This window comes from Mycobacteroides salmoniphilum (assembly GCF_004924335.1).
Classification (GTDB): Bacteria; Actinomycetota; Actinomycetes; order Mycobacteriales; family Mycobacteriaceae; genus Mycobacterium; species Mycobacterium salmoniphilum.
In genome coordinates this window covers 1549878-1562420 of record NZ_CP024633.1, presented here as the reverse complement: position 1 = coordinate 1562420, position 12543 = coordinate 1549878, and the positions used below count along the sequence as shown (strand labels likewise).

Here is a 12543-nt window from a genome sequence, read left to right as displayed (position 1 = left end):
CTCAGCCCTTCACTTTCAGGAGCACGTGACGTTCCAGCTTCTCGGCAAGGCTGATGCCCTGTGCCGTCATGTTCACGTCGATCGATGTGAACAGCGGGAAGCTGCCGACCGTGCTGTCCCTGGGGACTTCGTTGATCTGGTGGATCTGGCCACTGCTGGCACCGCTGACGGTGAGATCCATGACGGTGCGCACCAGCTCGATGGGTTTGTCGCGCCACGTCGCCTTGCGGCTGCCGTCGGGCCTGATGTGACCGTGGGCCGTGGCTCCCCCGCTGCAGGTGCCGTTGATTTCACGCTCACTGTCGATGTCCGCCAGGCTGATTCCGCCGTCGATGGTGCATTGCAGCGTCACCCGCGAGTCCAGCGGGTTGACGATGGTGATGGCGTCCAGGGTGCTGGGCTTGCCCTCGCCGCCGGAGACGATCCCGGTCTCGTACGGGAATCGGTCTCCCCGGTAGTACTGCTCGATCTTCAGTTCGCCGCGTCGGGGGCCCGGGCCGACGGTCATGACTCCGGCACCGGGTAGCGCAGTGGTCTCCCCGAGATAGGTCACCGAGCCGGAGACCTCCTGCGCATAGTCACCGAAGGGCGACTTGCCCTGTGGCTCGGAAGCCGGTTCCCCTTGTCCTGCTGGGTACTTCAACAGTGCGAAGGCATGTCCGACGGGCTTCCCTGCCTCCTCATTCACCGGCGCGCAGGCAGCAGCCACCGCGACCGAGAGCACTGCGGCGACTGCCGCGCCGAGGCGTGTCATCGCGGAGCTCCGGTGACGGACAGGGTCCGGTCCAGCCGCCGGTGCCGATGCGCGAAGAAGGCCGCCAGAATCCTGCTCATCAGCCTGCCCCACCCGGGGATCAGGCCCAGCGGCGCCTGTGGGGCCAGCGTGATCTCGTCGGTGACTCTGGTCTTTTCACCGGTCTCGGACGCCACCGGCTCCAGGGTGCGGTGATGTACCCACACCCGCATGCCGGTCATGAGCGACTCCTCACGGAACATCCGGCCGGGTTCGAGCCGCGCCACCGTGATGTCATCGAATCCGAACGGCAGGACGCCGAACAACAGCAAGAAGCTCTTGCCGATTCGGGTGCCCGGAGTGACGTCCGCGATGGACCGGCCACGGAACTGCTTGGGCATGGTCATCTTCATGTAGGGGCCCATCTCATCGTTGATGCCCTCTTGCGAAGTGACCCGCTCCCACACTTTGTCGACGGGACAGTCGATCTCGCTGACCTTGCGGAACACATGCTCTTCGGTGTGAATCGATCTCATCTGGTTCTTTCCTTATCGGGGGACGGAAGTGCGGTGGTGGCGGTCAGCAGCGAGCCGTCGCGCACGGCGTCGGCGGCGTCGGGGACAAAGGAGCCGCTGATGTCGAGGACGGCCGGCACGCTGTCCGCACCGATGTAGTTGGGCAGGATGTCGCCGATCTGATGCAGCCGGTGTGGCAGCAGGTGGTGGTACCAGTCGAACAGCGGCACCACCAGTGCCACCGTCACAAACTGGACGCCGTCGGCGGCCAGGCTGCCGAAGAATGCCTGCCAGATCTGCTCGATCATTCCGGCGCGCCGGTACTTCTTGCGTACCCCTTGGGTGGCGAGCTCCGCGATGCGCTCCGGCGCCATCTCGCCGAAGAACGAATCCCAGCGCGGATAGAGATAATTGCGCGCCGGTGCACCGCCGCCCCGGAAGTTCCGGGCGTCGCGCAAGGTGCTGAAACTGTCGAACCCAAGCTCGGGATCGTGCCGCAGGGAACGCAATACGCCCACGGGATGCTCACGGGACTCCTCGGTAAACCCGACATAGATCTCCGACGACCGTTCCCACGGGCGGTAGTGCACCATCTCCCCCGCCGCGATATCGACACCGTCGGCGAAATCGTTCTCCAGGCCGAAAATCGAGAACTCGACATTCTTTGCCCAGGCAAAACGGGCATCGGAGGCCGGAACACGTTCGACGCGTACTACAGGATTGTTCATACGGCGCTGCCCTCCGGGATACGGGCACACCAGATCCGGTTGCCGTGGGCGGCTATCTCGGAGACCATCGCGGCCGCCATCGACGCCGTGACCAAGGGGTTGACGAAGGTGAGCTTGATCGCCTGCCCCCCAGCAGCACTGGACCGGCCCACAATTGCCCTGCCGGTGTGCGCCAGCTCGGCGCGCACCGTGTCGTTGATCCCGTCGCACGCCTCGCCCGTCACGCCCGGCTGCCGCCAGCGCAACACCACCGTGTTGGTGCATACCGGCACCGCCAGTTCCAGGTCCGGGTGTTCGGCCGCTGCGCGGCCGGCGGCGTGCGCCGCCGCACAGGTGGCATCGATCATCGCCGCGACATGACGCTGGCCCACCGCCCTCAACGTGACCAATACCTTCAGCGCATCGAAACGGCGGGTGGTCTGCAGCGACTTGCCCACCAGATTGAGCACATCGTGCTCGGAGTCGCTCTCCGGGTTGAGGTAATCGGCATGTGCGGCAAGCACATCGAAGCTCTCACGGCTGCGGACCAGTAGGGCGCTGCAACTGATCGCCTGGAACAACAGCTTGTGGAAGTCGAGGGCAACCGAGTCCGCCAGCTCGATACCGTGCAGCAGGTCCCGGTGCTGCTCGCTGAAGATCAGGCACCCACCCGCACACGCATCCACATGGCTCCAGATCCCGCGCGCACGCGCCAGGGCGATGGACGCTGCCAGCGGGTCGATCGCCCCGAAATCCGTGGTCCCCGCGGTGAGCACGAGCGCGAACACGGGCGTCCCCGCGCGGTCCGCCTCGTCCAGGATTCCCGCGAGCTCCTCGACGCGCAGGCGCCCGGCCCCATCGGTGGGTGCTTCGATGACGGCGGAGGTCCCCAGCCCGAGCAGCCGGAGTGCCTGCCGCACCGAAAAATGCGTCTGCCGGGTGCACAGCACACGCCAGGAACTGGCCTGCGGCGGCAAGCCTCGTGCCGCGATATCCCAGCCGTAGGTGTGGTGGGCGAACAGGTCCCGCGCGAGCAGTAGGGCCTGCAGGTTCGACTGGGTGCCCCCGCTGGTGAAGGTCCCATCCGAATCGGGCGCGTATCCCATTCTGGCGCAAAGATATTCGATGACTTGCTGCTCGATCGCGGTGGCGGCCGGCGCCTGATCGAAGGAGTCCATTGACTGATTGAACGCACTGATCAGTACCTCGGCGGCCAGCGACGGCAGCGCGGGCGGGCAGTGCAGATGCGCCAGATACGCCGGATGGGTGACCACCACGGAGTTCTCCGCGAGCAGCCCGGCGGCTTCGTCCAATGCCCGGCTCAGTCCGACGCCCTCGGGATCGTCGAGGTCGAGTCGTCCGGCATCACGTTTCAGCGCCGCGTAACCGTCTACCAGGCCAGGCCTGGTGGCACCGCCCAGTGCAGCACTCGCCCGGTCGGCCGCCAAGGCCATGGCTTCGCGATACGGGCTTGTGCTTTCCCCGGTGAGGAAGTCACTCACGAAGGGGCTCGGGTTGGGCCTCACCGGGATTCTGCCCATGCGCGCTCGCTGGTGGACCGGGTGCGCTCCACCGCGACAAGGGCCGATTCGAATGCGTTCAGCGCCGCGGAGATATCGGGTTCCTCGATGATCAACGGCGGCAAGAAACGCACCACGTTGCCGTACTGGCCGCCGGTCTCGACGATGAGGCCATGGTGCAGGCACGCACGCTGGATGTCGGCGGCGAGCTCGGGCGCCGGCGCTCCGGCGTCATGCGGCCACGGCAGGTCGGGGTCTACGATCTCCACACCCAGCATGAGCCCGATCCCGCGCACATCGCCGACCAGCTTCGAGCGGGATGCGATGGCGGTCAAGCCATCCAGGAAGACCTTGCCGCGGGCGGTAACCTGCCCGCGCAGTCCGTTCTCGCGCGCGAAGCGCATCACGGCGCTGGCGGCGGCGAAGGCCATGGCGTTCCCGCGGAAGGTCCCGGTGAACGCGCCGGGTTCCCACACGTCGAACTCCTTGCGCACCACCAGGACCGCGATGGGGATACCGGAGCCGAGTCCCTTGGAGATCACCACCATGTCGGGTTCGATGCCACAGTGCTGAAATGCCCATGCCGGACCCGTGCGGTACATACCGGCCTGCACCTCATCGGCGATCAGCGGTATCCCGAGGGTCGATGCGGTCCGGCGCAAGGCCTGACCCCAGCGCGGTGGAGCGGGAATCACCCCGCCCTCACCCAGCACGAACTCTGCGATCAACGATGCGGGCGCCGTCACTCCGCTGTGCGGGCGCGCAAGCGCGTCGGCGGCCGCGATCGCCAGCTCAACCCCCTGCTCTCCGCTCACCCCGAACGGACTGCGGTACTCCTGCGGGTATGGCAGGAAGCTCGCGTGCGGGGCCAGCACCACCGGCTGCTGGCGCAGACCGCCGCCAGAGCTCGCCGCACGTGCGGCCCGTGTGCAGCCGTGGAATCCGCCTTGCACACCCACGTGTTCGCGCCCGCCGGTGGCGACCTCGGCGAGCATGAGCGCCGCCTCCACCGCGCTCGCCCCACTGGGCGAGCACAGGTGGATGCTGGCGTCGGCGGCAAGCCGCACCGGCAGGATGGACAGCAGCTCCTCGACGAAACGGTCCCGAGACGGCGTGTGAAAATCCAGTGACAGTAACGGTTCTCCGGAGGACACCGTCTTCATGACGGCCTCGCTGACGACGGGGTGATTCCAGCCCAAGGACATGGCCCCGGCAGCGGCCAGGCAGTCGACGTACCAGCGCCCGTCGTCGGCGCGCACCCGGGCGCCGCGCGCCTCAACCGGCCGTATCGGCAGGCGACGAGAGTAGGTGGCAGCTCCGGATTCTCGTGCCATGGAAGTCAATTGGGTGGTGTTCATACCGTGTCCTTACGCGGGTGGGCGAGTAGACGCCGCAGCGATGAGGCGAGTGAACGGTCTTCGGTGCACCAGTACCCGGCATCAGGCGGGATCGCCGCCATGAGCCGACGGCGCGCCTCACCCAACTGGTGGTAGGGCAACTGAGGGAAGAAGTGGTGTACCGCATGGAAACGCAACCCCACCGGCGCCCACAGTGAGCCCAGTACCGGGACCGAGGGATGGTCGATGGAATCGAGAACCTGCTCCGGGAAGGTCATCCGCTCGGTCGTGCCCTCGTACCGGTGCGCCGCCAGCACTCGCAGCCAGTTCACGAATAGCGCTATGGCGACCACCAGGTACGCCTCCAGCAGCCGGTACGGCGAGTAGGCGCCCAGGAGCAGCAGCACCAGCAAGGCCGATGTGTAAGCGAAACAAGCGATTTCCTGCATCAGCCAGGAGCGAGGCGTGCCTGCCGGCGGCAGCGGGCGCTCGAAATCGGCGTCGATCATGAGCGATGACGCCCGGGTGAGCACGACGGGCCTGATCGCGGGAATCAACCAGCTCAGCGGAGCCAGCACCAGGAACCGGAAGACGAATGCCAACGGCCCGCCCAGCGCGGTGAACGGCAACAAGATGATGCGCCAGCGCGGCTCGCTGCCGTACGCCACGTACTCCCCGTCCTCGGCTGTGCCATAGGTACGCGACGCGTGATGTTCATGATGGAACTCGAAGGTGAACTTCGGTGCCAGAAAAGGGATTCCGCATACCACGTGCCAGACCACCGAGAACCAGCGCAGATCGCGCTCGGCGTGCACCAGCTCGTGGACAAACAACACTCCGCGATAAAACGCGAAGGCCGCCACCACCATGCACGCCGCCGCCGGCAGTGACAGCAGATCGTCGGCCGGGCACAACAGGAATGCCGTGTATCCGATTGCCACGCAGGCGGCCAGGTCCAGCCAATAGATCCACTGGCGGCGCGCGGTGAGGTCTGCCACCAGGGCGCGCGCATCGGCCATCGAGATGCCGAGCGCCTCCTTGGAGCCACCCTGCGTCTGCCGTGCCTCGACCGTCATCGCACAAACTCCGCTATCAATTCGTGGGTAGACACCTGGGGAATTCCCAGCTCTCGCACTGCCCTATCGGGTGCGTAGTACAACTCGCGGGCCATCAGTTCCACGTTCTCGGGAATCAGCGCATCGTCGGGGTCGAAGCGCGTAGAGACATCGCGCACCAACCTGTTGCCCTTGCCCACCGCCCGGAACAGTCCCATGGGCGCGGACCGCACCGGGTGCTCGCGCCCCACCGCGGTCACGAGCAACTCCCCGATCTGCCGGTAGGACAGATTCGCGGTGCTCAGGATGTACCGGCGCCCGGTGTCGCCCTTGGCCATCGCCGCGGTGATACCCACGACGAAATCCTGCGCCGAGCACACCGCGGTGCCGCCGGGCGGTACCACGCGCAGCAGGCCCTTGCGGGCAGCGACCAATAGCCCCTGCCAGGACCGGGCAGGCCCCGCGCCCGGCGCGAACACGGCGGCGGGGTTCACGACGACAACGTCCAGACCGCGCTCGGCGAAGTCCAGCACCAGCCGCTCCCCCGCGCGCTTGGACTCCGAATACACGTTGTCCAGCACCGAATCCCGCAGATCAAAGTCTTCGTCCGCCACCACACCGTTGGGCGGATAGCCGACGGCGGCGGTCGACGACACGTGTACCACGCGCTGGACACCGTGCTTCAGGGCGGCACGCGCCACCTGGTAGGTGCCGAGCACATTGGTCTGCCAAATACGATGCCCCAGGCGGGAGTTCGGTGATGCGATACCGGCGAGGTGATACACGTGGGACACACCTCGCATCGCCTCATCGACGCTCTGCGCATCGGTGATGTCGGCGCAGGCCGTGTCGACATGCGGACGCAGCTCGTCGCCAACAACGGCAGAGTCGTGCGGGTTCGTCACGACGGTGACCCGCTCGCCCGCCTGCACCAAAGACGCGACGAGCGTGGAACCCAGGTACCCGGTGGCCCCGGTGACCAATATCCGGCCGCCCATCACAGCGCCTTCTGGTAGACCCGATGGATTTTCTCCGGGTCCGTCTTCATCTGGGAGGTCAGCGAATTCGACCACACGTTGTCCTCGTGCACCCAGGTGGTGGCCACCGAGGAGTAGCCGCTGCCGGTGATCGTCCGGACGATCTCCCCCGCCAGGATCCGTCCGATCCCGGCCCCGAACTGGGTCTGCACCGCGCCGATGAGCACCACCACGGCGGTTTCGATCCCGCGGATGCGCCCCTTGCGCCGGGCCGCGAGCCGTGTCAGCAGCGCCGGCGTGAGCCGCCCCGAGCGCCCGACGACCTCATTGACGTCCGGCAGCATCAGCAGGAATCCCACTGGAGTGCCTCCGGATTCGACTATCCGGACGATGTTCGGATCGATCAGGGGCCGCATCTCCGCGGCCATCCCCGAGAACACCTCACGACTGAGCGGGACATTCTCGGGATGGTGGGCAAAGGAGTCGTTGTAGAGACCGCGCAACATCTCCAGCTCGTCGCCATAGTCGCGCATCCGCACCGAGCGCACCGTTACGCCCTGGTCGCGCATGACCGCGTCGGCCCGCCTGAGCAGGCGCTGCTGAACCTCCGGGTTGCCATCGACATGCCAACGGAAGGAGGCGGAATCAAATTTCTTGCGATATCCGGCCGCCTCGACCAGCGCCGGGTAGTACCGGGGGTTGTACGGCTGCATGACCGCCGGCGGCCTGTCGTACCCGGAGACAAGGAGTCCGACTTCCTCACGGGAGGTATAGCTGAACGGACCGACCATCTTGGTGATGCCCCGGCGCACGGCCCATTGTTCGGCCGCCCCGAGCAGGGCGCCGGCGACCGCGTCGTCATCCTCGCTCTCGAAGAACCCAAAGAATGCACACTCGCCATAGCGCTGCACGTAGGCCGAGTCGATGCTGGCGGAGATGCGGCCCACGGGGCTGTCGCCGCGGTAGGCGACGAAGTTCTCGATCTGCACCTCGCGGTGCAGCGGGTTGTGCGTGGAGTTCATCTTCGCGTGCATGACGCGGCGCAGCGTGGGGCGCCAGTTGGGGTCGTCGCCGTAGATGCGCCACGGCATCGCGACGAATTGCTTGGCCTCGCGGCGCGATCCGACGCGCCGCACCGACACCGGTAGGCGAGCCTGCCGCTGCTCGATCAATCCGCTATCCAGCACGGACGATTCCCAGGTCGTGGGCCAGTTCGGGATTGCCCTTGCTCTTCCACAGCGCGCCGTCCATGTAGAAGTGGTGCAGCACGAAGGTCAGCGGGACCGCGAAGATGACCGTGTCGAGCTGGCCGGCGAGGATGCCCAGCCCCCCGAAGAACGCGATGTACAGCGGCAGCGCCTTACGCGTCGAGAGCCGTGCCAGCAGCAGCTTCTTCTCGCCCGGATCCTCGGTGCGCGCGAAGCGGGTGTTGTTCCGCGTCCAGTTGATCAGGTGGTACTGCAGGCTGTGCGTAGTCGTCGCGATCAGAATGAGCGCGAAAAGGTCCGAGACCAGCAGGTAGGACAGGTTGTAGGACAGCGCCGCGATGATGAAGGTGGCCACCGACATGGCAGGCAGCGTGCGCTGCCCGGCCCGCTTCAGCTGCACCTGCTCCCAGACGGCGATACCCAACATGACTGCGGCGCAGACGAACCCACCGATAACCAGGAATCCGGGAATGGGCGGCACCGGCACACTCAGGTTCGAGAAGGGCAGTCGGTGACCGAAGACCACGTACTCGGAGAAGTTCAGGCCCTGGCTCGCCCGGTACAGCACCGGAGCCAGACAGACGGCATACAAGGCGTACTTGATCCGGTTGCGCGGGCCCTTGTAACCATTCTTCGCCGCGTAGATGTTGATGATGCCGAAGTGCTGTTTGAGAACGTGGAACACCTGCCAATAGGCCCAGACGGCCAGCAGCGGCACCATCCAGCCGCCGAACCACAACGTGCCGACAATCGCGGCGACCACGATGAAGCTGATCACGTAGTGCGCCCAGAACCGGGACCGCTCGCGGGGATCCATCCACACGCGCGCCGTCGTCGTCAGCACATGCGGGAGGTCGGAAAGCAGGGAGAAGGCCACCGCACCGACGAGGAATACCCCCTTGTGCCCGTCGGCCGCGAAGAGCACTGCCGACAACAACGCGCCCAAACCGAAGACGAAGAGGATGTCGACGCGTCTGCTGACAAACCATCCCGGCCGGTTCACACCGTCGATGTTCTTCAGCTCGTCGGTGCCGGTAGCAAAGGTGGCCATGGCGATCATCCTCAGGTAGGCGTCACAATAATAATTGGTAATGATTATCGTTTTCATAACGTAGAGATAGAGTGGCTGCATGTCAACGCCGAGTCCTGTGAGTGCGCTGTGACGCTGCTCACCCAGAATTGGCCGGTTAAGGTGCATAAATTGCGATGTGACACGCCAGAACCCCGACCACTCCAACCTGGAGTGAACACCAGGCCGCCATGGTTAAATCACCGGCCGTGGCCAGACTCGCAGGACCTTTCACACCGTTCGCCGCCCGCCACACGGACACATCTCGACATTTCAGCAAACTTTCAAAGAGTCGGAGGAGGTATCCCGCCGTGGCCCGAGCCCACACCGGTCCCCACCCGCCACGACCACAGCCTGATAACCAGATCGGCAATCGGCCACTACCCTCAAGAGATGGGCCCGGTTTGCCGCCGGACCGTATGTTGGGTCTCCGGACAGGCCGGGGCGTGATTCAGGTTGAAGGTGAAGCGCCGTGGTGAACACCGTGCTTAGTTCCGCACATGACGAACCACCGCATGCTCCGCTCACGCCGCCCGGTCCGCTGCCCTCGCGTGAGATCCTCGAACAGTCCGGTGAGCTGCTCCGTGCACTTGCCGCGCCGGTACGCATCGCCATCGTGCTGCAGCTGCGCGAATCGCAACGCTGCGTCCACGAGTTGGTCGACGCCGTCGGTGTCGCCCAGCCGCTCATCAGTCAGCACCTACGGGTACTCAAGGCCGCGGGAGTGGTCTCCGGGGAGCGCCAGGGGCGAGAGGTGATGTACCGCCTCGTCGACGATCACCTCTCCCATATCGTCGTCGATGCCGTTGCCCACACCGAGGAACAGAGATGAGCGTCCGCGAGGAGCGGGCGGTCTTGCCAGGAACCGTGCGGTCCACCCGCCAGCGGGCGGCCATTACCGCCCTGCTGAAACGGACCGACGAATTCAGGTCTGCGCAAGAGCTGCATGACGAACTCAAGCGCACCGGGGAAGGCATTGGCCTGACCACCGTGTATCGGACCCTGCAGTCGATGTCGACCTCGGGCGAGGTCGATGTGCTGCGCAACGACACCGGCGAGTCGGTGTACCGGCGCTGTTCGGACGGCCACCACCACCACTTGGTCTGCCAGAGTTGCGGTTTCGCGGTCGAGGTTCAGGCGGGCGCGGTCGAGGGGTGGGCCGCCGACATCGCCGTGGAGCACGGCTTCACCGAGGTCCACCACACGGTGGAGGTCTTCGGCCTGTGTAGTCGCTGCAGCGCGGCCAACGCGGTCTCCTAGTTGCCCAACGCCTTTCTCGCGTCAGCGCCCGTCGAAAACACCATCAGCAGCAGTGTCACCAATGCCTCATCCGTGATTTCGGTGGCGGGAAAGTTGTAGCGCAACAACACATCTGCCTTGCGCCCCTTGGCGATCAACAGAATGTTCCCAAACAGGGACTTCTGCGCGAGCCCGTCGACCAGGTGCCGCGATTTCGCATTGACGGCGACATCCCAGGCCAGCACCTGCGACAGCGAGACCACATCCAGGCCTGGTGCGATGGTGACTGCGCGGATCGAGGAGAGCGTGCCCTCGTAGTCGGCGGTCAGCGCACCATCGGCTTCCCTGGTGACCGGCAGCACCGGGTGCAGCACGCGGTACACGCGGTCCAGAATCTCGTCGGCTCCGTTATCGGGGTCAGCGCCTGATCCTCTTCGCGCAAGCGGCTCATCAACCATCAGGCGGTACCGAATCGCCGGTCGCGCTGCGCGTATTCCAGGCAGGCCGCCCACAGATCGCGGCGGTCAAAGTCGGGGTACATCTTTTCCTGGAACACGAACTCAGCGTAGGCCGACTGCCACATCATGAAGTTGCTCGACCGGAACTCGCCCGAGGGCCGCAGGAACAGATCGACATCGGGCATATCGGGCTCGTCGAGGTACTTGGCGACGGTCTCCTCGGTGATGCGGTCCGGCTTGAGCTGTCCGGACTCCACCAGCCGGGCGATTCGTCTTGTCGCTTCGGCGATTTCGGCGCGGCCGCCGTAGTTGATGCACGTGGTCAACGTCAGCGTGCTGTTGTTCTTGGTCAGCTCCTCGGTGATCTCGAGCTCCTTGTAGACACTGCTCCACAACCGCGTCTTCTGCCCCGCCCAGCGGAACCGCACCCCCATGTTGTTCAGATCGTGCCTCCGCCGTTTGACCACGTCGCGATTGAAGCCCATGAGGAATCGGACTTCGTCCGCGGGCCTTCTCCAGTTCTCCGTCGAGAACGCGTAGGTGGTGAGCCACGGGATGCCCATCTCGATGGCACCGCAGACCATGTCCATCATGGTGGCCTCGCCCATCTTGTGCCCCTCGGTGCGTGGCAGCCCACGGGCCCGCGCCCAGCGCCCGTTGCCGTCCATCACCACCGCGACGTGCCGGGGAATCAGTTCCTTGGGGATGACCGGCGGTATGGCACCCGAGGGATGCTTCGGCGCGGGATGTGGACGGGTGCCATGGGGGCCCGAACCGGGCAGCAGCTTGGGGAAAACGGCAGGAAAAACCGTCTTGTCCGGGAACGTCGGGGCGTAGCCGGGCGGGACGTCGGCCCAATCCGTGAAGTACTTATCCTGCTGCGGATCGGGCTGGCTGCTCTTCACCATGGGTCATATTTAACCTGGTCCCGCGTTCGACGAGCGGGAGTGTCCGCAGCTTGCGCTCCAGATGCCACTGCAAATGCGCCGCGATCAATCCGCTGGCCTGGGTGCGCTGGGTCTGCGGCACGTCATCGGTGGCCGCCCAGTCGCCGTCATGAAGCGCGGCCATCAGCTCCAGCACACCCGGCGGTGGGGTCACCGCACCCGCGGGACGACAGTGCACACAGACGCTGCCACCCGCCCCCACATGGAAGGCACGGTGCGGGCCGGGGGTGGCACAGCGCGCACACTCGTTGATGGCGGGTGCCCACCCGGCAATGCTCATGGCGCGCAACAGATATGCATCGAGAACCAACTCGCGCGAGCGCTGCTGATCGGCGATGGCCCTGAGCGCGCCGACGGTGAGGCGATGCAGAGCGAGGGCCGGAGCGCGTTCTTCACCGGCGATCCGCTCGGCGGTCTCCAGGATGGCGCAGGCGGTGGTGTACCGGCCGTAATCGCTGACGATGTCCGACGCGAAGGCATCGATAGCCTGCACCTGCGTGACGATGTCGAGGTTGCGTCCCGGATACAGCTGCACATCGATATGCGCGAATGGTTCCAGCCGTGACCCGAACTTACTGCGGGTGCGGCGCACTCCCTTGGCTACCGCGCGGACCAGGCCATGCTGGCGGGTCAGCAGGGTCACGATGCGGTCGGCCTCACCGAGCTTGTGCTGCCGCAGCACCACAGCACGATCCCGATAAAGCCGCATGCAAACAGTTTTCCATCTGGTACCGACGAATCCCCGCATTGACGCACTATTTCGACGGCTTACCCTTCT

14 protein-coding genes are annotated in these 12543 nt (G+C 65.6%); 2 read left to right on the top strand and 12 right to left on the bottom strand.

Going from position 1 to position 12543, the window contains the following annotated elements; translation table 11 throughout:
* Position 1 precedes the first annotated feature (1 nt).
* Genes DSM43276_RS07785 through DSM43276_RS07745 form a run of 9 tightly spaced genes read right to left on the bottom strand, consistent with a single transcriptional unit; the run spans position 2 to position 9103 of the window.
* Complete coding sequence (locus tag DSM43276_RS07785; RefSeq protein ID WP_078329000.1) at positions 2 to 754, bottom strand: hypothetical protein; 753 nt, start codon at positions 752 to 754, stop codon at positions 2 to 4.
* Positions 751 to 1269: an SRPBCC family protein gene (locus DSM43276_RS07780; protein WP_078325500.1), complete on the bottom strand. Its 519-nt coding sequence runs from the start codon at positions 1267 to 1269 to the stop codon at positions 751 to 753. Before DSM43276_RS07780 ends, DSM43276_RS07785 begins: the two co-directional genes overlap by 4 nt.
* Entirely contained in the window at positions 1266 to 1976 is a 711-nt protein-coding gene (locus DSM43276_RS07775) for a hypothetical protein (protein ID WP_078328999.1), read from the bottom strand. Before DSM43276_RS07775 ends, DSM43276_RS07780 begins: the two co-directional genes overlap by 4 nt.
* Positions 1973 to 3496: a pyridoxal phosphate-dependent decarboxylase family protein gene (locus DSM43276_RS07770; protein WP_078328998.1), complete on the bottom strand. Its 1524-nt coding sequence runs from the start codon at positions 3494 to 3496 to the stop codon at positions 1973 to 1975. Before DSM43276_RS07770 ends, DSM43276_RS07775 begins: the two co-directional genes overlap by 4 nt.
* Positions 3478 to 4833, bottom strand: coding sequence for an aminotransferase class III-fold pyridoxal phosphate-dependent enzyme (locus DSM43276_RS07765; RefSeq protein ID WP_078328997.1), 1356 nt, complete (start codon positions 4831 to 4833; stop codon positions 3478 to 3480). Before DSM43276_RS07765 ends, DSM43276_RS07770 begins: the two co-directional genes overlap by 19 nt.
* Entirely contained in the window at positions 4830 to 5888 is a 1059-nt protein-coding gene (locus DSM43276_RS07760) for a fatty acid desaturase family protein (protein WP_078328996.1), read from the bottom strand. The genes DSM43276_RS07765 and DSM43276_RS07760 overlap by 4 nt, the downstream gene beginning before the upstream one ends.
* A complete protein-coding gene (locus DSM43276_RS07755) occupies positions 5885 to 6865 on the bottom strand; it encodes an SDR family NAD(P)-dependent oxidoreductase (RefSeq protein ID WP_078328995.1) in 981 nt (326 codons plus the stop codon). Before DSM43276_RS07755 ends, DSM43276_RS07760 begins: the two co-directional genes overlap by 4 nt.
* On the bottom strand, positions 6865 to 7980 hold the full coding sequence (locus DSM43276_RS07750) for an N-acetyltransferase (protein WP_169053095.1): 1116 nt from the start codon (positions 7978 to 7980) through the stop codon (positions 6865 to 6867). The genes DSM43276_RS07755 and DSM43276_RS07750 overlap by 1 nt, the downstream gene beginning before the upstream one ends.
* A 40-nt stretch (positions 7981 to 8020) precedes the next feature.
* Positions 8021 to 9103 (bottom strand): hypothetical protein, encoded by a 1083-nt coding sequence (locus DSM43276_RS07745; RefSeq protein ID WP_078329039.1) that lies wholly within the window; start codon positions 9101 to 9103, stop codon positions 8021 to 8023.
* 490 nt (positions 9104 to 9593) lie between these two features.
* Between DSM43276_RS07745 and DSM43276_RS07740 the strand changes: the two genes are divergently transcribed.
* Together DSM43276_RS07740 and DSM43276_RS07735 are read left to right on the top strand one after the other, a co-directional pair.
* Positions 9594 to 9953: an ArsR/SmtB family transcription factor gene (locus DSM43276_RS07740; RefSeq protein ID WP_078278400.1), complete on the top strand. Its 360-nt coding sequence runs from the start codon at positions 9594 to 9596 to the stop codon at positions 9951 to 9953.
* 35 nt (positions 9954 to 9988) lie between these two features.
* Entirely contained in the window at positions 9989 to 10381 is a 393-nt protein-coding gene (locus DSM43276_RS07735; protein ID WP_272948644.1) for a Fur family transcriptional regulator, read from the top strand.
* Here DSM43276_RS07735 and DSM43276_RS07730 read toward each other — a convergent pair.
* Genes DSM43276_RS07730 through recO form a run of 3 tightly spaced genes read right to left on the bottom strand, consistent with a single transcriptional unit; the run spans position 10378 to position 12474 of the window.
* On the bottom strand, positions 10378 to 10818 hold the full coding sequence (locus tag DSM43276_RS07730; protein ID WP_078328994.1) for a hypothetical protein: 441 nt from the start codon (positions 10816 to 10818) through the stop codon (positions 10378 to 10380). The genes DSM43276_RS07735 and DSM43276_RS07730 overlap by 4 nt on opposite strands.
* On the bottom strand, positions 10818 to 11726 hold the full coding sequence (locus DSM43276_RS07725; protein WP_109556006.1) for an isoprenyl transferase: 909 nt from the start codon (positions 11724 to 11726) through the stop codon (positions 10818 to 10820). The genes DSM43276_RS07730 and DSM43276_RS07725 overlap by 1 nt, the downstream gene beginning before the upstream one ends.
* Positions 11689 to 12474: a DNA repair protein RecO gene (gene recO, locus DSM43276_RS07720; protein ID WP_078325493.1), complete on the bottom strand. Its 786-nt coding sequence runs from the start codon at positions 12472 to 12474 to the stop codon at positions 11689 to 11691. Before recO ends, DSM43276_RS07725 begins: the two co-directional genes overlap by 38 nt.
* Positions 12475 to 12543 lie beyond the last annotated feature (69 nt).

Excerpts from the sequence above, each read along its gene's own strand:
- DSM43276_RS07765 (WP_078328997.1), bottom strand. The coding sequence starts at position 4,833 with ATGAACACCACCCAATTGACTTCCATGGCACGAGAATCCGGAGCTGCC.
- recO (WP_078325493.1), bottom strand. The coding sequence starts at position 12,474 with ATGCGGCTTTATCGGGATCGTGCTGTGGTGCTGCGGCAGCACAAGCTC.
- DSM43276_RS07760 (WP_078328996.1), bottom strand. The coding sequence starts at position 5,888 with ATGACGGTCGAGGCACGGCAGACGCAGGGTGGCTCCAAGGAGGCGCTC.
- DSM43276_RS07780 (WP_078325500.1), bottom strand. The coding sequence starts at position 1,269 with ATGAGATCGATTCACACCGAAGAGCATGTGTTCCGCAAGGTCAGCGAG.
- DSM43276_RS07775 (WP_078328999.1), bottom strand. The coding sequence starts at position 1,976 with ATGAACAATCCTGTAGTACGCGTCGAACGTGTTCCGGCCTCCGATGCC.
- DSM43276_RS07785 (WP_078329000.1), bottom strand. The coding sequence starts at position 754 with ATGACACGCCTCGGCGCGGCAGTCGCCGCAGTGCTCTCGGTCGCGGTG.
- DSM43276_RS07745 (WP_078329039.1), bottom strand. The coding sequence starts at position 9,103 with ATGGCCACCTTTGCTACCGGCACCGACGAGCTGAAGAACATCGACGGT.
- DSM43276_RS07730 (WP_078328994.1), bottom strand. The coding sequence starts at position 10,818 with ATGGTTGATGAGCCGCTTGCGCGAAGAGGATCAGGCGCTGACCCCGAT.
- DSM43276_RS07725 (WP_109556006.1), bottom strand. The coding sequence starts at position 11,726 with ATGGTGAAGAGCAGCCAGCCCGATCCGCAGCAGGATAAGTACTTCACG.
- DSM43276_RS07755 (WP_078328995.1), bottom strand. The coding sequence starts at position 6,865 with ATGGGCGGCCGGATATTGGTCACCGGGGCCACCGGGTACCTGGGTTCC.
- DSM43276_RS07770 (WP_078328998.1), bottom strand. The coding sequence starts at position 3,496 with ATGGGCAGAATCCCGGTGAGGCCCAACCCGAGCCCCTTCGTGAGTGAC.